Genomic DNA, 17,125 nt, shown 5'->3' with positions numbered 1-17,125 from the left:
CCCGGAAGGCTCTCGACAGATGAATTATTTGAGCACGTCGGACCAGATGTTCATGGCCCAGTACTTGGCATAGCTGCCTTCCGTCTCCGAATGCTTGTCGGAGACGCCACCACCCGGGGCGGCGACGAACTGCTTTTTCTCCTTGTCGTATTTGAAGACGTTGGCCACGTGCATGGCCTCCTTGTCCGACACCATGCTGTAGCAGGTGTTGCCCAGCACCGGATCGGGGTCGGGCTGGTTGCCGGCCAGAAGTTCGATGATGGCGGCAGCGGCGACCTTGGCCTGGGTGTTGGCCATGTGTCCGGACTTGGGCAGGCTGGAAGAGACCGCATCGCCGATCACGTGGATGCCCGGCTGGGCGGTGGATTCGAAGGACAGGAAATCCACGCCGCACCAGCGCTTGTCCGCGGTGACCACGCCGGCCAGATCCGCCACTTTGCCGGCGCGCATGGGCGGCACCACGTTGAGGACATCCGCCTTGACCGCGTCGAAGTCGGTGTGGGCGGTGAGGGTGGCGCCATCCACCCGCACCACCTGGGCATTGGGACGGTAGTCGATCATGCCCGGGTAGAGCTCGTTCCAGGCCTTCATGAACAAGCCCTTCTTGGAGGTAATGTCCGGGTTGGCATCGAGCACGATGATCTTGGACCTGGGCTTGTGGTGCTTGAGATAGAAGGCCACCTGGCAGACGCGCTCGTAGGGGCCGGGCGGGCAGCGATAGGGGGCCTTGGGAATGGCCAGCACATAGACGCCGCCGTCCGGCATGGCTTCCAATTGGCTGCGCAGAAGCGCGGTCTGTTTGCCGGCCTTCCAGGCGTGGGGCACCTTGGTCTCGGCCAATTCGTGGGAGGTGCCCTGCACCTGGTCGTAGAGGAAGTCAATGCCGGGCGCGAGCACCAGCCGGTCATAGGAAAGTTCCCCGCGCGCGGTGCGGATGGTTTTCTTGGCCGGATCGATGGCGGTGACTTCCGCCTCCACGCGGTTCACGCCCCACTTGCGTGTCAGGCTGTCGTAGTCGTGGGTGATGTCGGCCATGGTGCGCGAACCACCCAGCACGGTGTTGCTCATGGGGCAGGAGATGAACTGCTTTTGCCGTTCCACCATCACCACCTCCACCGCGTTGTTGCTCCACATGCGCAGGTACTTGGAGCAGGTGGCCCCGCCATAGCCGCCGCCGATGACCACCACGCGCGGCTTGTGTTTGCCCTTGCCCAGGGTCTCGGCAGCTTGCACCGCCGCAGGGGAGAGCGCGAACAGGCCAGTGGCGCCCGCCAGTTTCAGAAACGAACGACGATCAAGACTCATCTTGGTCCTCCTCCAATCCGTTATTGGCCGCGCTTCTGGGCGGCGAAAAAGTCGGCCAGCATTTCGATTTCTTCATCCGTGTAGCCGCGGGCGTGCTGGTGCATCACCGTGGCGGGACGGGCCCCCGACTTGAATTCCTTCATCTGCAGGATGAAGTGGGCACGGTCGGCGCCGGCCAGCACGGGCGTGCCGCCGACGCTGTTGCCATTGGTGCCGTGGCAGGCGGCGCAGGGCGCGGCGAGGATGCGCGCGTGCTTGTTGACCTCCTGGGCATGGGCCCCGAGGCTCGCGGTGACGAGTCCCAGGGTCACCCAAAGCAGGCTTCGCTTCATGGTGTCGTACCTCCTTTTTTGCTTGGTTGGTGGGTGGTCATTGCACGGGTTCTTTGAGCTTCTTGATGCCCAGCGCGGACAGCACGTATTTCTCGTAGAGAGGATCCGTGGTGCCCTTCTTCATCTTGCGGATGAAATATTTCTCGAAGGCGACCTTGGCCAGATGCACCCACGCGCCCTCCTTGAACCAGTTGACGTTGCGCGGCGGAATCTGCGGCAGTGCCACGAAAGCCGCGCCCGTATCGCCGAAATCGGCCAGACAAATGGCGTTCCACGTGGCCTTGGCAGTAGGTTGACCGCCATCCAGCTCGGCGCGGATGTTGTGGGCGGTGGCGGTGACCATGGTCTCGATCATATAGCCGGTCTTGGGCGCGCCGGTGGGCACGGGGGTTTGCTCTACCGGCGGGATGGCCACGCACACGCCCACGGCGTAGATGTTCTTGTACTTGGGGTTGCGCTGATGCTCATCGACGATGATGAAGCCGCGCGGGTTGGTGAGGCCCTCGATGCCGAACACCGCGTCCACGCCCTTGAACGCGGGCAGCATCATCCCGTACTTGAAGGGAATCTCGTGCTGCTTCTTTTCCTGACCGTTGTCGTCGTATTCCGTGACGTAGATCTTGCCGGCTTCCACCTTGGTGGTCTTGGCATTGGTGATCCACTTGATGTGCCGATCGCGCATGGCCGATTCCAATAGCCCCTTGGAGTCGCCCACGCCGCCAAGACCCAGGTGGCCAATGTAGGGCTCGGAAGTGATGAAGGTCATGGGCACCTTGTCGCGGATTTTGCGCTTGCGCAGATCGGTGTCCATGATCATGGCGAACTCGTAGGCGGGACCAAAGCAGGAGGCCATCTGCACTGCGCCCACCACCACCGGCCCAGGGTCACGCACGAACTGCTCCCAGGCGCGTGCCGCCTGCACCGCGTGGTCCACGTGGCAGATGGACTGGGTATGCCCTTGCGGTCCCAGCCCTTCCACCTCCTCGAACGCGAGCTTGGGGCCGGTGGCGATGATCAGATAGTCATAGGCGAGGCTTGTGCCGTCGCTGAGCTCGAGGCGGCTTTCCTCTGGATGCACCCGCTTGACGCCGGTGGCGACGAATTCGATACCCTTCTTGGCAAGGTAGGGCGCAACGGGAAACTCGATGTCCTCGCGCGTGCGCCAGTTCACCGCCACCCAGGGATTGGAGGGCACGAAGTGGAAATTCGGCGTGTTGGAAACGACGGTGACGCGGTCCCCCTTGCGGGCGAGTTCCGCCATTTCGTAGGCCATGGGCATGCCGCCGATGCCCGCACCCATGATGACGATGTGTGCCATGATGCCAATGCTCCTCGTTTAGTGATGACAGATGAAGCTCACGCTGAGCAAGGCCTGTGCCATCGATCAGACACCTTTTTAAGTCAGTAACTTGTGTCGTTTCCCCGACGAATGATCCCTGTCTGTTCAACTGTCAGGACTGCCACAATGGCAGATGTGCTGACCAACAGATACGGACCGTGTTGCGGCAGCCCGAAGCAATCATGTCAGTCTGGCGCAACCGTACTAGGTCGCGGTCATAATGTCAAAATCAGGTTAAGACCGCGCCAGGTCTATTTCTCCGGCTCGAGCCAAGAGCGTGTCTCGGCTGTTAGTAAGGGAGTCTGTGCTTATTGGCACGACGGTTGGGCCTGTGTCTCGTCGCGGGCTCGTCCACATGCCGTGTGACACGACACGGACTCGGCCTCGCGCTATACTCTGCCAATATGGCAGAAACCCCCATGCTCGACATTCAGGGCCTGATCGATCTACAGGACGACCCCTTCGTCCTGATCGATCGGGACTATCGCATCGTCGCGGCCAACTCGGCTTATTGCCAGGCCTATGGCGTGGCGCGGGAGGACGTGGTGGGACGGCGCTGCCACGAGGTGTCCCACCATTCCCGGGTGCCCTGTCACGAAAACGGCGAGGACTGCCCCCATGTGCGCGTTTTTTCGGGGCAGACTCGGGTGGATCTGGTGCACGTGCACTTCGATGCGCTGGGTCGTCCTGAACACGTGAAGCTGGTGGGACGGCGCCTGGCCTCGGTGGACGGCCGCACCTATCTCGGCGAACAGATACGCCGCCTCGCGGGCACCGAGCTGGATTGCGACGAGCTGCGCATGATCGGGCGCTCGCCCGCCTTCCTCGCCTGCGTGGAACACCTCACCGCCGCCGCCCAGGCCGAGGCTCCGGTGCTGCTTTTGGGCGAATCGGGGGTGGGCAAGGAGCTCGCGGCCCAGTACATCCACCGCCGCTCCGAGCGGGCGGCCAAGCCCTTCGTCGCGCTAGACTGCGCCGCGATTCCCGAAAGCCTGTTCGAGGCCGAGCTGTTCGGACACGAGCGGGGCGCCTTCACCGGCTGCGTGGGACGGCGCGAGGGCCTGTTCGAGCAAGCCGACGGCGGCACCTTGTTCCTGGACGAGATCGGCGAGATTCCCCTGTCCATGCAGGCCAAGCTGCTGCGGGTGCTGGAGACGGGCGAATTCCGTCGCGTGGGCGGCCGCGAGATCATCCGTGCCGACGTGCGCCTGGTCTCGGCCACCAACCGTGACCTGCTGGCCATGGTGGATGAGGGGCGCTTTCGGCAGGATCTTTACTACCGCATCGCCGGCATCGACGTGCGCCTGCCGCCTTTGCGGGAGCGCCGGAGCGACATTCCGGCGCTGGCCGAGGTGCTGCTGGGAAGGCTGGGCACGCGCGATGGGCGGCGCTACCGCTTCAGCGACGAGGCGCTCGCGCTTCTGGTGCAGTACGACTATCCAGGCAACGTGCGCGAGCTGCGCAACATCGTGCAGAAAGCGGCGGCGTTGGCCCCCAACGGCTTGATCGGTCCCGAGCACATCCTGTTTCCCCACGAGCGAGACAGGCGAAGCGTGCCGGAAGCGCCGGCACCCGTCCCGGACCGGCCGCCGCGTATGGTGGAGCTGGAAGCACGCCACATCGCCGAAATGCTCACCCGCCACCAGGGTAACCGCCGCCGTGTGGCGCAAGCGCTGGGCATCAGCGAGCGCACCCTCTATCGCAAGCTCGCGCGTTACCAACTGCGCTGATAACCCGAAACGGGCATGATACGCGCCTTGCCGGAAAGCCGGATTGGCTAGGTGTTGCCAAAGGCGTGATGGGTGGCATCATTGGACCGTCATTCCAGGGCCGTTTTCCTGGGACCCCGCTTGCGCGGGGACGACGGCAAGGTGTCACGCACTTACGGAATCCTCGATAGGCGAGCGCTCCATGAAAATCGGAACCCCTCTTTCTCCCAGCGCCACCCGGGTGATGCTGCTCGGCGCCGGCGAGCTGGGCAAGGAAGTCATCATCGCCTTGCAGCGGCTCGGCGTGGAAACCATCGCCGTGGACCGCTACCCCAATGCGCCCGGGCATCAGGTGGCCCACCGCGCCCACGTGATCGACATGACCGATGGCGCGGCATTGCGCGCGCTGATCGAGCAGGAACGCCCGCAGCTGGTGGTGCCGGAGATCGAGGCCGTCGCCACCGACATGCTGGTGCAAATCGAAGCCGAGGGCCTCGCCGAAGTCATTCCCACTGCCCGCGCGGCGCAGCTCACCATGAACCGGGAAGGCATTCGCCGGCTGGCGGCGGAGACACTGGGCCTGCCCACTTCGCCCTATGCCTTCGCCGACAGCCTGGAGCAATTGCGCGCGGCGATTGACGCGGGCATCGGCTATCCCTGCGTGGTCAAGCCCGTGATGTCCTCCTCGGGCAAGGGCCAGTCCAAGGTGGATGGCCCGGATGAGGTGCAGGCGGCGTGGGACTATGCAGCTCGCGGCGGCCGTGTGGACAGGGGCCGGGTGATCGTCGAGGGCTTCATCGATTTCGACTACGAGATCACCCAGCTCACGGTGCGCGCCGTGGGCGGGTCCGGGCAGGTGGAAACTTTCTTCTGCGCGCCCATCGGTCATGTGCAGGTCAAGGGCGATTACGTGGAGAGTTGGCAGCCTCAGCCCATGAGCCCGCTGGCGCGGGAGCGCGCGCGCGAGATCGCCCAGCGTGTCACGGATGCGCTGGGCGGGCGCGGCATCTTCGGCGTGGAACTGTTCGTCAAGGGCGATGAGGTGTGGTTCTCGGAGGTGAGCCCGCGGCCCCACGACACGGGCATGGTGACGATGTGTTCGCAGGTGCAGAGCGAATTTGACCTGCATGCGCGCGCCATCCTCGGCCTGCCGGTGGATGTGAGCCTGCGCGAGCCCGGGGCGAGTGCCGTGATCTACGGCGGCATGGAAGCGGCGGGCATCGCCTTCGAGGGCGTGGCCGAGGCGCTGGCGGTGCCGCAAAGCGAGATTCGCCTGTTCGGCAAGCCGGTGTCGTTCGAGCGCCGGCGCATGGGCGTGGCATTGGCCAATGGCAAGGATATCGACGAGGCGAGGGCACGGGCCAAACGGGCGGCGAGCCTGGTGCGACCGGTGAAGGCTTGAGCATGCAGACGCATTACGAACGAATCGGCGGCGAAGAAAAAGTCCGCCAACTGGTGGACCGCTTCTACGATCTCATGGACGAGGATCCGGACTACTACGGCATTCGCAAGCTACACCCACGGGATCTCACCGCTTCCCGCGAGAAGCTGTTCATGTTTCTGTCGGGCTGGATGGGCGGTCCGCCACTTTATGTGGAGGCCTTCGGCCACCCCATGCTGCGGGCGCGGCACCTGCCCTTTCCCATCGGCGTGGCGGAACGCGACCAGTGGCTCGCGTGCATGGCGCGGGCCATGGCCGAACTGGGGGTAGAAAACGAGCTGCGCCAAGAATTGATTCAAGCTTTCGCCCGCACGGCCGATCATATGCGCAACGTGCCGGGGTGAAGGGTTGTCTGACAGAAATTTCATGTTGCCCGGCGGCGGAGGATGGTATACAAGGCGCGCGGAACTTTCTGAAAGGATGGACTATGAAACGGACTTTGCTGACGGTGTGGCTGGCCTCTGCAGGCCTCATTTCCACGGCCCATGCTTTGGATACTGACGCAGTGGTGGGCGGCGCCCTGGGAGGCGCGGCCGGTGCGGCGGTGGGCTCGGCGGTAGGCGGCCGTGAGGGCGCGGTGATCGGCGCGGGCTTGGGCGGCGCGGCCGGCGCGGCGATCGCCACCCAGGATCGCCCCAAACGGGTGAAGAAAGAGGTGGTGTACGTGGAAAAGCGCCACGATAACGGCCTGCATCTTGGGCACTATAAGCACAAGCGCAAGCATCGTCACGACTGGGACGACTGAGTCCTGACCTGTTCGCGAAGCCCGGCCCAGCGCCGGGCTTTGTCATTCCAGGAGCAAGTGCCTGGGGCGCTGGGTTATACTGGGGCCATGCGCATTGGCATCGAACCCGGAGCGTTTTCATGCTGGAAATTCTGATCGGCGTCTTGCTGCTCTTCTTCGTGCTGGGCGCCCTCTGGATTGGCCTGCGGCTGGGGCACATGGCGCGGCTGCAGGAGCAGTCTCCCGTGGAAATCGGCCAGATGCTGGAGGACAAGCATCGGCTGATGCTGGCCGATCTCCACGACAATCTCAACAAGCAGGGTGACCGCATCAACCAGGTGATCGCCGATCAGGCCGAGCGGCAACGCAGTGTCATTTCCCTTGAGCTCAAGCTCACGCGCGAGTCCATGCATCAGCTCCAGGTCGCGCAGACGGAAAGCCTGGGCCAGTTGCGCGAAATGATGGCACGTAGCCTGATGGAGACCACGGCGGCCACCCAGGAACGTCTCAATGCCCTACGCGAGGACACGCTGGCGCGGCTCACCCAGACGATGAGCGAACAGGGACGCGCCGATCAGGAGCTGATCACCAAGACCATGGCGGCGGTGACGCAGCAGCTCATGAGTGCCATGGAAGCCCTCACCAAGACCACGGATAGCCGCCTGGAACAAATCTCAGGCAAGGTCTCGGAACGGCTGGACGAGGGCTTCCGCAAGACCAATGAAACCTTTGCCCAGGTCATGGCACGGCTGGCCACCATTGACGAGGCGCAAAAAAAGATCGACGGCCTTACCAGCAATGTCGTCAGTCTGCAGGAGCTTTTGGGCGATAAGCGCGCCCGCGGGGCGTTTGGCGAAGTGCAACTGGAAACCCTGGTGCGCAACATCCTGCCCAATAATTCGCTGCAGCCCATCTATGCCATGCAGCACAAGCTGTCCAACGGCACGCGCGTGGACTGCGCGCTGTTCCTGCCGGAGCCCACGGGCACCGTCGCGGTGGATTCCAAATTTCCACTGGAGAACTACCACCGCATGTTCGACAAATCCCTGTCCGAGGCGGAACGGGCGGCGGCGCAACGTCAGTTCAAGCAGGACGTGAAGAAACACATCGACGACATCGCAGCCAAGTACATCATTCCCAACGAGACAGCGGATGGCGCGGTGATGTTCGTGCCGGCGGAGGCGGTGTTCGCCGAGATTCACGGTTATCATCCGGACGTGGTGGAATATGCCATGCAAAAGCGCGTGTGGATCGTCTCGCCCACCACCATGATGGCCATCCTCAACACTGCGCGCGCCGTGATCAAGGACGTGGAGACGCGCAAGCAGGTGCATATCATCAAGGATTCCCTGGCCAAGCTGGCTAAGGATTTCCACATGTTCGACGCGCGTATGAAGAAGCTCGCCGACCACATCCGCCAGGCCCACGAGGACGCCGAAAGGGTGCATACGACCAGTCAGAGGATCAGTCGCCGTTTCGCCCAGATCGAGGCGGTGGAACTGGAACACGAGGAGGCCGCGGCCCGATTCCAACTCCTGGAGGTAGAGGAGGACGAGCAGGCGGCGCGGCCGGTCAACTGAGGGGGCTTGCATGCGAGGGGGCGTGCTACTCCTGCTCGCTGTGATGGCTCTTTCGGCATGGGGCGGGGAAAGCCAGCGTTGGCCTTTGAAACAGGTGTTCGGCGCGAACAACGTGGGCATGGTGCAGACCAGCCGCCAGGCCATCGTCGAGCATTGCCCGGACGATACCTGTCTGCGCTTCATCCTGGAGGGCCGCGATGCGCTGCCTGTGCTCCATGATTTCGCTTTTCTCTACCTGGCCCTGGTAGAGAACTACGACGTGGAAAACATCAAAGGACCGGACGGTCAACGCTACTTCGCCGCCATCCTGGCCCGACGCAAGGGGACCTGCACTGGCCCGGACGAGGCGGCACTGGCGCGCTGTGTCCTGGCCACACTGGTTGAGCGCCACCCCATCCAGGGTTACATCAGCAAGATGGACGAGGGCTGGCGCCGTACCACGCCCTTCGACGTCAAGGCCGCGCTCGCCCGCGCTGGCATACGCTGAAGCGCCATTTCCCAGCTTTGTCGTTCCCGCGCTGATGTAGGTCGATCACTGCGCGCCCAGACGGAGGCCCTGGAGGCGCAGGCCACGTTTAACGCCCCTCAAGACCCGCTTACGGGACTGCCCAATCGTTTTCCGTTCAAGGATGGGTTGGCGCAAGCGTTGCTGGCTGCGGCGCGGCAGCAAAAGCGCGTGGCGGTGCGGGTGATGGGCCTCGATCGTTTCAAGCAAATCAACGAAGCCATGGGCCCCTACAACGGCGACCGGCTGCTAAAGCAGATGGCGATCCGACTGCACGCCGTCGTGCAGGCGCCGGAGAGCGTGGCGCGGCTAGGGGCGACGAATACGCGGTGCTCGTGCCAGCGCCGTCCGCGATCAAGGCAGTGGGAGCGGTGGTGAAGAAGATCGAGCAGACGATGGCAATGCCCCTGATGCTGGAGCAGCTCAGGCTCGACGTGCGCGCGAGCATGGGCATCGCCATCTATCCCGAGCATGACACCGATCCCGATACGCTGTTACAGCGAGCCGACATGGCCAGTATGCCGCCAAGCGCAATCACGCGAGCTTTGTTTGAGAGGCTAGGCGACCTCGGCTGCGACCCGGCCCAAGGTTATTATCTGACCCAGACCTTGGCGGCGGATGCTTTCGACGCGTGGGTAGAAGAAACACGCCAGGCAGGGGCCATGATCGTGGAGAACGGCTGCATTCGTTTGGTGCAGGTCGGCGCCGCGTGCGGGAGCGGCGCGAGGCTCGGATGAGTCGCTCTTTGAGCGCTTCCCACGACAGAGGTGGATGGGTGTGGGAGGGGTTCGAGCCGCGACGGGATGGCGCGCCTCTCCTTGGGGTGAGACGCCGCTTTCCGGGATAATGGTATCTGCGCGCTGTCGTTGGCCCTTAGCGAATCCGGTCATGTCCCTGCCACCTCTCACCGCCCGCGCCCAAGACATTCAGCCTTTCCATGTGATGGACATTCTGGCGCGTGCCCGCGCCTTGGAAGCCGCGGGGCGCGACATCGTGCACATGGAAATCGGTGAACCCGATTTTGCCACTGCTTTCCCCATCATCGAGGCGGGTATGCAGGCGCTGCGGGCCGGGCACACTCACTACACGCCGGCCTTGGGGTTGCCCGCCCTGCGTGAGGCGATCGCGGATTTCTACTCAAGCCGCTATGGGGTCGAGATGGCGGCTGCGCGCATCATCGTCACGCCGGGTGCATCCGGCGCGCTATTGCTTGCTCTGGCTACACTCCTGGGGCGGGACGACGAACTGCTGCTGGCGGATCCGGGCTATCCTTGCAACCGGCATTTTGCGCGCTTCCTGGAGGCGCGGGCGCGGGGCATTGCCTTGGGGCCGGCGAGCCGCTACCAGCTTACTGCGGAAGCGGTCGCCGCCCATTGGCAGGCGCACACCCGCGCCGTGCTGGTGGCATCGCCGGCCAATCCCACGGGCACGTTGATCAGTTCTGAGGCCTTGCGGGGCCTCTATGGGACCATTTCCGAGCGGGGAGGGGCACTCGTCGTGGATGAGATCTACCACGGCCTCACTTATGGTTGCGATGCCCACACCGCGGCTGCCGTGAGTGATGAAGTGTTCGTGGTGAATAGCTTTTCCAAATATTTCGGTATGACTGGCTGGCGGCTGGGCTGGCTGGTGGCCCCAACGGCTTTCCTGCCGGCCCTGGAGCGGCTGGCCCAGAATCTTTTCCTCGCACCCTCCACCATTGCCCAGCACGCGGCGCTGGCGGCATTCCGGCCCGACACGCTGGCCATCCTGGAGGAACGGCGCGAGGCTTTCCGCCAGCGTCGTGATTTCTTGGTGCCGGCGTTGCGTGAGTTGGGATTCAGCGTGCCTGTGCTGCCGGATGGTGCGTTCTACGTCTATGCCGGCTGCGAGCGCTTCAGCGACGACAGCATGGCGTTGGCGCAGCGACTGCTGGAAGAAGCCGGGGTCGCCGTTACACCAGGCGTCGATTTCGGCAGCCACCAGGCGCGGCATCACCTGCGTTTCGCTTATACCACGGGCATGAAGCGGCTCGAGGAAGGTGTGGCGCGTCTGGCGCGGATTCTGAGATAGGATTCAACATGCACATCGAATTCCATGGCGCGGCACGCGAGGTCACGGGCTCCTGTCATCTGTTCCAGGTGGGGCGCTACCGTTTCCTGGTGGATTGTGGGCTGATCCAGGGCTCGCCCGAGCACGAGAAACTGAACCGCGAGCCGCTTCCTTTCAACGCTCGCGAGATCGATGCCGTGGTGCTCACCCATGCGCATCTGGATCATTCCGGCCGGCTGCCGCTAATCATCAAGGCGGGATTTCGTGGCTACATCTACGCGCACCGCGCCACCGCCTCACTTTGCCGCGTGATGCTGGAGGATGCCGCCCATCTAAACGAGAAGGAAGCGGAACGCTATAACCGCTATCAGGCGGGGCGCGGCAAGCCGCGCCTGGAACCCCTGTTCGATCAGAACGACGTCTATACCACCGAGCGCCATTTCAAACCCATCGATTACCACGAGCCGGTGGAGATCCTGCCGGGCGTCACCGTCACCCTGCACGATGCCGGGCACATCCTGGGTTCGGCCATCGTGGAGCTCCGGTTGCAGGAAGGTAATCTCAGCCGCCACGTGGTGGTGAGCGGCGATCTGGGCCATGTGGGCGCACCCATCCTGGCCGATCCCACCGTGCTCGAGGAGGCGGATCTGGTGCTGATGGAATCCACCTACGGTGACCGCTGCCACCGGCCATGGGACGCCACCTGGGCAGAGTTGGGCGAGATCATCGGCAGCGCCCGCGCGGGCAAGGGCAACATCCTGGTACCCGCCTTTGCCGTGGGGCGAACCCAGGAGCTCCTCTACGTGTTCGCGCGTTATTATCGCGACTGGCATCTGGACGAGTGGCACCTGTTTCTGGATAGTCCCATGGCCATCGAGGCCACCGCGCTCTACCGCCAATATCAGGGGGTGTACGACAAAGCAGCGCGCGAGATCGTGGCCAATCACGGCGATCCCTTCGCCGTGCCCAATCTGCGCCTGACGCGCACGGCGGAGGAGTCCATGCGCATCAACGACATCCGTGCCGGCGCCATCATCATTGCCGGCAGCGGCATGTGCACGGGTGGGCGCATTCTGCACCACCTCAAGCGCAATCTGCCTTTTGCCCAGGCTCATGTGCTCATCGTCGGCTTCCAGGCCCGGGGCACCCTGGGCCGGGCATTGGTGGATGGCGCCAAGCACGTCCATTTGTTCGGCGAGGACGTGCCGGTGCGGGCGCGTATCCATACCGTGGGTGGCCTGTCCGCCCACGCAGATCAAGCGGGCCTGACGAATTGGTATGCCCATTTCCGCAACCGGCCACCGGTCGTTCTGGTGCATGGCGAGCCCTCGGCCATGGACGCCCTGGCGCAACACCTGCGCACGACCCTGGGTGCCCGGGTACACACGCCGGGGCTGGGCCAGCGTCTGGAGCTTGCACGGCTCTGATGTGCGGCCGCTACACGCTCACCACCCCGGATCTTGCCCCCATCGGCGCGGTGCTGGGTGTGACCCTGCCGGCCGTGCCCGTGTCGTATAACATCGCGCCCAGTCTGCCGGTACCGATCATCCGCGTCGGCGCCAGGGGCGGCTATGAACTGGCCTGGGTGAAGTGGGGGTTGGTTCCCCACTGGGCGAAGGAACCCAGGAGCGAGTACAGCACCATCAATGCCCGCGCGGAGACGGTGTCGGTGAAGCCCGCCTTCCGCGACGCTTTCCGGCGGCGGCGCTGTCTGATTCCCGCCGATGGCTTCTACGAATGGCAGAAACAGGGAACGGGCAAGCAACCTTGGTACATCCATCGCAAGGACCGTCAGCCCTTCGCCTTTGCCGGATTGTGGGAGCGCTGGCAGGGTGGGGACGAAGCGCTGGAAACTTGCGCCATCATCGTCACCGAGGCCAACGCTCTGATCCGGCCCATCCATGGGCGCATGCCCGTGATTTTGCCGCCTGAGACTTACCGTGCCTGGCTTGATCCCGCCACGCCGACGCAGACACTGCTACCGTTGTTGGCCCCTTACAGCGCAGATGAGCTCACGGCCGAGCCGGTGAGTGCACGCGTGAACAATCCGCGCAACGATGGACCCGAGCTGATCCGCCCGCTGGACTCATGATGGGGCGTGCTGTCACCGGTCTGGCGTTTCACGCTACACTGGCTGCATCATGCGCTGGTTTGCGGCTTGCTCTTCCGCTTGTCTTTTACTTGCCTGCACCCATGTCGGCGGCGGCACCGGCCCAGCGACGCCAGAATGGCGCATGACCTCTCTTGCCAAGACCGACATCGACAACGTGGCGGAGCTGCACGTGCAAGAAGCGCTGCACCACCTGAGGGTGCTGGCGGAGAAGCTCTACCGGCGTAATCCGCGCGAATGGCGCAAGGGCGGGCACGTGTCCCTGGAGCAGGCCATGGCGCGCCTGTTCGAAGGTGGGTTCCAGCGCGAACTGCCGGAGTTACAGGGTCGGCGCGGCACCGCTGCCGTGCACCTGGCCTTCCGGGACGACTACGGCGGTGATCGGGTGCTCGCCTTCATCTGGGGTTTGGCCACCATGACGCTTGCGGCCTACAACGACCGCACTGAATACTATGCTCTGGACGAGCTCGACCCCCAGAAACTCTACAACGCGGCGCGCAATTACGAGATTGCGGCCTGGAAGCTGGCAAACGCGCGTGATGCCCGGGGCGAGCTCTTCCTGCTTTCCAACGAGATGGGCGGGGAAGGGCGCAATCTCTCCTTCGAACGTGAGTTTGGCAAGCTGATCGGCGAGACGGATATGATGGCGCGCATTGTCGCGGGACGCACCCAGCGCACCATCGTGCGCGTCATCCAGAATCTCGCCACCGCCGTATTCCTGCCGATATAAAGTGGGACAAGCGACCCCATGGGGTAGCCATGCGATCGGACCGTCATCTCTTTCCTGCGCCGGCGGGAAACAAAGCCTTGATCGTCCCGGCTTGGGCGGTGTCCGGGCTTGCACCTCGCGCTGCGTCCGGTTACTGGGTCTTTGCTTGCGCGGGGCGGACGGAAAGGCACCCATACTTTAATAATTCCCGATAAGCCATCCGTGATAGTTTGACGATCTGCATGGTTAAGAGCGTTCTCATCACCGGCTGTTCCAGCGGCATTGGGCTCGCACTGGCCCACGGTCTCAGAGCCCGGGGCTGGCGGGTATTTGCGACTGCGCGCAAGGCGGAAGACGTGGTGCGTCTTACTGACGCGGGTTTTCCTGCGGTGCGGCTCGATCTTGCCGATTCCGCTTCCATCGCGAATGCCGTCGAGGAGGTGCTGGCGCAAACTGGTGGACGGCTCGATGCCCTGTGCAACAACGGCGCCTATGGCCAGCCGGGCGCGGTGGAGGATCTGCGGCGGGAGGTGTTGCGCGAGCAATTCGAGACCAATCTGTTCGGCACCGTGGAGCTCACCAATCGCGTCATTCCCGTGATGCGCCGCCAGGGTCATGGCCGCATCGTGCAGGTGAGCTCGCTTCTGGGTTATGTGGCCTTGCCCTATCGCGGCGCCTACACCGCTTCCAAATACGCACTGGAAGGCATCACCGATACCCTTCGGCTGGAACTCGCAGAAAGTGGCATCCACGTCGTGCTCATCGAGCCTGGCCCCATCGAAAGCCGCTTCCGCGCCAATGCCTTTAGTGCCTACCAGCGCAACATCGACAAGACGCACAGCGTGCACCGGCAGCGCTACGAGACCATGGAGCGCCGCCTGACCAAACCAGGGCCGGCTGTCCCGTTCACCTTGCCGGCGCAGGCGGTGCTGGCGGCCGTCCGCCGCGCCCTGGAGGCGCGCCGACCGCGCACCCGCTACCGCGTCACGCTACCCGCCACGTTGTTCTGGTATGCCCGGCGCTGGCTACCGGATCGCTGGCTTGACGCGCTACTGCTTAGGGTGGCAGAGGGAGAGACGAAATGAGGGCGCTGTTCGTCATGCTGTTGCTCGCCGTGAGTCTGCCGGTGGCGGCGCGACGCGGGCCCGATCCCGGGCCGCTATTCGCGGCGCAGCCTGGCTATGAGCGCTTCGTGCAGGGCCTGGCGGATACCCTTTCGCTCGATAGGCAGCAACTCGATCACCTGTTTCGACAGGTGCACATCAAGCCCCAGATCCTGCGTGCCATTTCGCTGCCCGCCGAGGCACGGCCCTGGGATCAATATCGCCCGCTGTTCTTCAACGAGGCCCGTATCCAAGGCGGGGTGGCCTTCTGGGAGGGTCATGCGGATGCGCTGGCGCGAGCGCGAGAAACCTATGGTGTGCCGGAAGCCGTAATCGTGGCCATCCTGGGCGTGGAGACCCAGTATGGCCGCAACATGGGCGGCTGGCGGGTGCTGGATGCGCTCACCACCCTGGCGGTGGCCTATCCACCCCGCGCCGATTATTTTCGCCGCGAGCTGACAGAATTCTTGCTGTTCACCCGGGAGCAGGGCGTGGATGCCCTGACGGTGAAAGGCTCCTATGCGGGCGCGATGGGGCTGGGGCAGTTCATGCCCAGCAGTTGCCGCAAGTACGGCGTCGATTTCGATGGCGATGGCCATGCCGATCTCTGGCGCAATCCGGTGGACGCCATCGGCAGCGTGGCCCATTACCTGCAGGCTTTCGGCTGGCAGCCAGGCGGGCGGGTGGTGGTCCCGGTGGAAGTGGCGGGAGAGGCGACGCGGGAGCTGGCCAACACCGGCTGGAGCACGCGCAAGACGGTGGCCGAGTGGCGGCGGTTGGGCGTGAACCAGGCCACCCCATTGCCAGAGGACGAGCAGGCCATGCTGGTGCGCCTCGATACGACGAGCGGGCCGGAATTCTGGCTCGCCTTCCAGAACTATTACGTGATCACCCGCTATAACCGCAGCTTCCAGTACGCCCTGGCGGTGTATCAGTTGGCGAGCGCGATTGCCGCCAGCCGCTTCACCGCCTGCGGTGCCGATCCATGCTGAATGCCATCTGGGCGGGCTTTGTGCTGGTGGCGTTGGCCACGGCCCTGGCGCGGGCCTTGTGGTTTGACGACATCCACGTATTCGCCACCCTTATGAAGAGCATGTTCGAAAATAGCCGCCTCGCCTTCGAGGTGGCCCTGGGGCTGACCGGCGTGATGAGTCTTTGGTTGGGGCTCATGCGCATCGGCGAGGCGGGCGGGCTTCTCGCGCTGCTGACGCGCGCCTTGGCGCCCTTGCTTACGCGCTTGATGCCAGAGGTCCCGCCGGGCCATCCGGCGCAGGGCGCGGTGGTGATGAATCTCGCCGCCAACGTGTTGGGGATGGACAATGCCGCCACGCCCCTGGGGCTCAAGGCCATGCGCGAGCTGCAGGGGCTCAATCCCCACCCGGAGACGGCGAGCAATGCCCAGATCCTGTTTCTGGTGATCAATGCCTCGTCCGTCACGCTGTTTCCGGTGACCATCTTCACCTACCGCGCCCAGATGGGCGCGGCGGACCCCACCGATGTCTTCATCCCCATCCTGATCGCCACCTGGTGCTCGACCCTGGTGGGGCTACTTGCGGTGGCATGGGTGCAGCGCATCCGGCTCATGGATCCGGTCATCTTGCTCTATCTGGGGGGTGCCACGGCCTGTGTGGCGGGGATGGCGGCCTATTTCGCTGCTTTGCCGGCCGGGCAGATGCAGCGCCAATCGGCCATCCTCACCAATGCCATCCTGCTCGCCCTGGTAGCCGGATTCCTGTTGGGAGCGCTCCGTCGGCGGCTGCCGGTGTATGAGCTTTTCATTGAAGGGGCGAAGGATGGCTTCCAGATCGCCGTGGGCATCATTCCCTATCTGGTGGCGATGCTGGTGGCGATTGGCATGCTGCGCGCGAGTGGCGCCTTGGATATGCTCCTCGACGGCCTGCGTGCGCTGGTGACGGCGCTGGGACTGGATGCCCGCTTCGTGGACGCAATGCCCACTGCTCTGGTGAAACCCCTGTCCGGCAGCGGCGCACGGGCGATGATGGTGGAGACCATGCGTACTTTCGGCCCCGATTCCTTCGCGGGGCGCCTGGCGGCGGTGATTCAGGGCAGCACGGAAACGACCTTTTACGTGCTGGCGGTGTATTTCGGCGCGGTGGGCATCAAGCGCGCGCGCCATGCGATTGCCTGCGCCCTCTTGGCCGATTTGGCTGGCGTGGTGGCGGCGATCGCCGTGTCTTATTTGTTCTTTGCCTGAGCCGGAAACCCATAAAAGGCAG

General features: G+C 64.1%; 16 protein-coding genes and 1 pseudogene. 14 read left to right on the top strand and 3 right to left on the bottom strand.

Going from position 1 to position 17,125, the window contains the following annotated elements; all coding sequences use genetic code 11:
• Positions 1 to 24: 24 nt before the first annotated feature.
• From V6E02_RS01460 to V6E02_RS01450, 3 genes are read right to left on the bottom strand one after another with little or no spacing between them, the layout of a single operon-like run.
• Positions 25 to 1,305 (bottom strand): FCSD flavin-binding domain-containing protein, encoded by a 1,281-nt coding sequence (locus V6E02_RS01460; protein WP_347306436.1) that lies wholly within the window; start codon positions 1,303 to 1,305, stop codon positions 25 to 27.
• Positions 1,306 to 1,325: 20 nt separating this feature from the next.
• Entirely contained in the window at positions 1,326 to 1,637 is a 312-nt protein-coding gene (locus V6E02_RS01455) for a c-type cytochrome (protein WP_347306434.1), read from the bottom strand.
• 37 nt (positions 1,638 to 1,674) lie between these two features.
• Entirely contained in the window at positions 1,675 to 2,955 is a 1,281-nt protein-coding gene (locus V6E02_RS01450; protein ID WP_347306432.1) for an NAD(P)/FAD-dependent oxidoreductase, read from the bottom strand.
• A 440-nt stretch (positions 2,956 to 3,395) separates the two neighbouring features.
• On the opposite strand from V6E02_RS01450, the gene V6E02_RS01445 reads away from it, so the two are divergent.
• The 14 genes and pseudogenes from V6E02_RS01445 to V6E02_RS01375 all read left to right on the top strand — a co-directional run bounded on the left by V6E02_RS01445 (position 3,396) and on the right by V6E02_RS01375 (position 17,103).
• Positions 3,396 to 4,706, top strand: a complete 1,311-nt coding sequence (locus V6E02_RS01445; protein ID WP_347306430.1) for a sigma-54 interaction domain-containing protein — start codon at positions 3,396 to 3,398, stop codon at positions 4,704 to 4,706.
• Positions 4,707 to 4,887: 181 nt separating this feature from the next.
• Complete coding sequence (purT, locus tag V6E02_RS01440; protein ID WP_347306428.1) at positions 4,888 to 6,087, top strand: formate-dependent phosphoribosylglycinamide formyltransferase; 1,200 nt, start codon at positions 4,888 to 4,890, stop codon at positions 6,085 to 6,087.
• A 2-nt stretch (positions 6,088 to 6,089) separates the two neighbouring features.
• Positions 6,090 to 6,470 carry a group II truncated hemoglobin gene (locus V6E02_RS01435; protein WP_347306426.1) on the top strand — a complete coding sequence of 127 codons (381 nt, stop codon included), beginning with the start codon at positions 6,090 to 6,092 and terminating at the stop codon, positions 6,468 to 6,470.
• Between the two features lie 83 nt (positions 6,471 to 6,553).
• On the top strand, positions 6,554 to 6,871 hold the full coding sequence (locus V6E02_RS01430) for a YMGG-like glycine zipper-containing protein (protein ID WP_347306424.1): 318 nt from the start codon (positions 6,554 to 6,556) through the stop codon (positions 6,869 to 6,871).
• A 119-nt stretch (positions 6,872 to 6,990) separates the two neighbouring features.
• Entirely contained in the window at positions 6,991 to 8,430 is a 1,440-nt protein-coding gene (locus V6E02_RS01425) for a DNA recombination protein RmuC (protein WP_347306422.1), read from the top strand.
• A 10-nt stretch (positions 8,431 to 8,440) separates the two neighbouring features.
• On the top strand, positions 8,441 to 8,917 hold the full coding sequence (locus V6E02_RS01420; RefSeq protein WP_347306421.1) for a hypothetical protein: 477 nt from the start codon (positions 8,441 to 8,443) through the stop codon (positions 8,915 to 8,917).
• A 6-nt stretch (positions 8,918 to 8,923) separates the two neighbouring features.
• Positions 8,924 to 9,672 (top strand): annotated as a pseudogene (locus V6E02_RS12955) (diguanylate cyclase domain-containing protein).
• 151 nt (positions 9,673 to 9,823) lie between these two features.
• Positions 9,824 to 10,987, top strand: a complete 1,164-nt coding sequence (locus V6E02_RS01405) for a pyridoxal phosphate-dependent aminotransferase (protein WP_347306417.1) — start codon at positions 9,824 to 9,826, stop codon at positions 10,985 to 10,987.
• An 8-nt stretch (positions 10,988 to 10,995) separates the two neighbouring features.
• On the top strand, positions 10,996 to 12,393 hold the full coding sequence (locus tag V6E02_RS01400; protein ID WP_347306415.1) for an MBL fold metallo-hydrolase RNA specificity domain-containing protein: 1,398 nt from the start codon (positions 10,996 to 10,998) through the stop codon (positions 12,391 to 12,393).
• A complete protein-coding gene (locus V6E02_RS01395; protein ID WP_347306413.1) occupies positions 12,393 to 13,058 on the top strand; it encodes an SOS response-associated peptidase in 666 nt (221 codons plus the stop codon). The genes V6E02_RS01400 and V6E02_RS01395 overlap by 1 nt, the downstream gene beginning before the upstream one ends.
• A gap of 142 nt (positions 13,059 to 13,200) precedes the next feature.
• A complete protein-coding gene (locus tag V6E02_RS01390) occupies positions 13,201 to 13,806 on the top strand; it encodes a hypothetical protein (protein WP_347306411.1) in 606 nt (201 codons plus the stop codon).
• Positions 13,807 to 14,027: 221 nt separating this feature from the next.
• Positions 14,028 to 14,870 (top strand): SDR family NAD(P)-dependent oxidoreductase, encoded by an 843-nt coding sequence (locus V6E02_RS01385; protein ID WP_347306410.1) that lies wholly within the window; start codon positions 14,028 to 14,030, stop codon positions 14,868 to 14,870.
• Positions 14,867 to 15,880 (top strand): lytic murein transglycosylase B, encoded by a 1,014-nt coding sequence (gene mltB, locus V6E02_RS01380; RefSeq protein WP_347306408.1) that lies wholly within the window; start codon positions 14,867 to 14,869, stop codon positions 15,878 to 15,880. Before V6E02_RS01385 ends, mltB begins: the two co-directional genes overlap by 4 nt.
• Positions 15,874 to 17,103: a nucleoside recognition domain-containing protein gene (locus V6E02_RS01375; protein ID WP_347306406.1), complete on the top strand. Its 1,230-nt coding sequence runs from the start codon at positions 15,874 to 15,876 to the stop codon at positions 17,101 to 17,103. Before mltB ends, V6E02_RS01375 begins: the two co-directional genes overlap by 7 nt.
• The last annotated feature ends 22 nt before the right edge of the window (positions 17,104 to 17,125 follow it).

It is taken from the genome of Thiobacter sp. AK1, from assembly GCF_039822265.1.
Lineage (GTDB): Bacteria > Pseudomonadota > Gammaproteobacteria > Burkholderiales > Thiobacteraceae > Thiobacter > Thiobacter aerophilum.
The sequence above is the reverse complement of the archived record's forward strand: the minus strand, read 5'-3'. Positions and strand labels throughout refer to the sequence as shown.

What these genes read in the sequence shown, in the direction of transcription:
- V6E02_RS01460 (WP_347306436.1), bottom strand. Translation starts at nt 1,305, where the DNA reads ATGAGTCTTGATCGTCGTTCGTTTCTGAAACTGGCGGGCGCCACTGGC.
- V6E02_RS01455 (WP_347306434.1), bottom strand. Translation starts at nt 1,637, where the DNA reads ATGAAGCGAAGCCTGCTTTGGGTGACCCTGGGACTCGTCACCGCGAGC.
- V6E02_RS01450 (WP_347306432.1), bottom strand. Translation starts at nt 2,955, where the DNA reads ATGGCACACATCGTCATCATGGGTGCGGGCATCGGCGGCATGCCCATG.
- V6E02_RS01445 (WP_347306430.1), top strand. Translation starts at nt 3,396, where the DNA reads ATGCTCGACATTCAGGGCCTGATCGATCTACAGGACGACCCCTTCGTC.
- purT (WP_347306428.1), top strand. Translation starts at nt 4,888, where the DNA reads ATGAAAATCGGAACCCCTCTTTCTCCCAGCGCCACCCGGGTGATGCTG.
- V6E02_RS01435 (WP_347306426.1), top strand. Translation starts at nt 6,090, where the DNA reads ATGCAGACGCATTACGAACGAATCGGCGGCGAAGAAAAAGTCCGCCAA.
- V6E02_RS01430 (WP_347306424.1), top strand. Translation starts at nt 6,554, where the DNA reads ATGAAACGGACTTTGCTGACGGTGTGGCTGGCCTCTGCAGGCCTCATT.
- V6E02_RS01425 (WP_347306422.1), top strand. Translation starts at nt 6,991, where the DNA reads ATGCTGGAAATTCTGATCGGCGTCTTGCTGCTCTTCTTCGTGCTGGGC.
- V6E02_RS01420 (WP_347306421.1), top strand. Translation starts at nt 8,441, where the DNA reads ATGCGAGGGGGCGTGCTACTCCTGCTCGCTGTGATGGCTCTTTCGGCA.
- V6E02_RS01405 (WP_347306417.1), top strand. Translation starts at nt 9,824, where the DNA reads ATGTCCCTGCCACCTCTCACCGCCCGCGCCCAAGACATTCAGCCTTTC.
- V6E02_RS01400 (WP_347306415.1), top strand. Translation starts at nt 10,996, where the DNA reads ATGCACATCGAATTCCATGGCGCGGCACGCGAGGTCACGGGCTCCTGT.
- V6E02_RS01395 (WP_347306413.1), top strand. Translation starts at nt 12,393, where the DNA reads ATGTGCGGCCGCTACACGCTCACCACCCCGGATCTTGCCCCCATCGGC.
- V6E02_RS01390 (WP_347306411.1), top strand. Translation starts at nt 13,201, where the DNA reads ATGACCTCTCTTGCCAAGACCGACATCGACAACGTGGCGGAGCTGCAC.
- V6E02_RS01385 (WP_347306410.1), top strand. Translation starts at nt 14,028, where the DNA reads ATGGTTAAGAGCGTTCTCATCACCGGCTGTTCCAGCGGCATTGGGCTC.
- mltB (WP_347306408.1), top strand. Translation starts at nt 14,867, where the DNA reads ATGAGGGCGCTGTTCGTCATGCTGTTGCTCGCCGTGAGTCTGCCGGTG.
- V6E02_RS01375 (WP_347306406.1), top strand. Translation starts at nt 15,874, where the DNA reads ATGCTGAATGCCATCTGGGCGGGCTTTGTGCTGGTGGCGTTGGCCACG.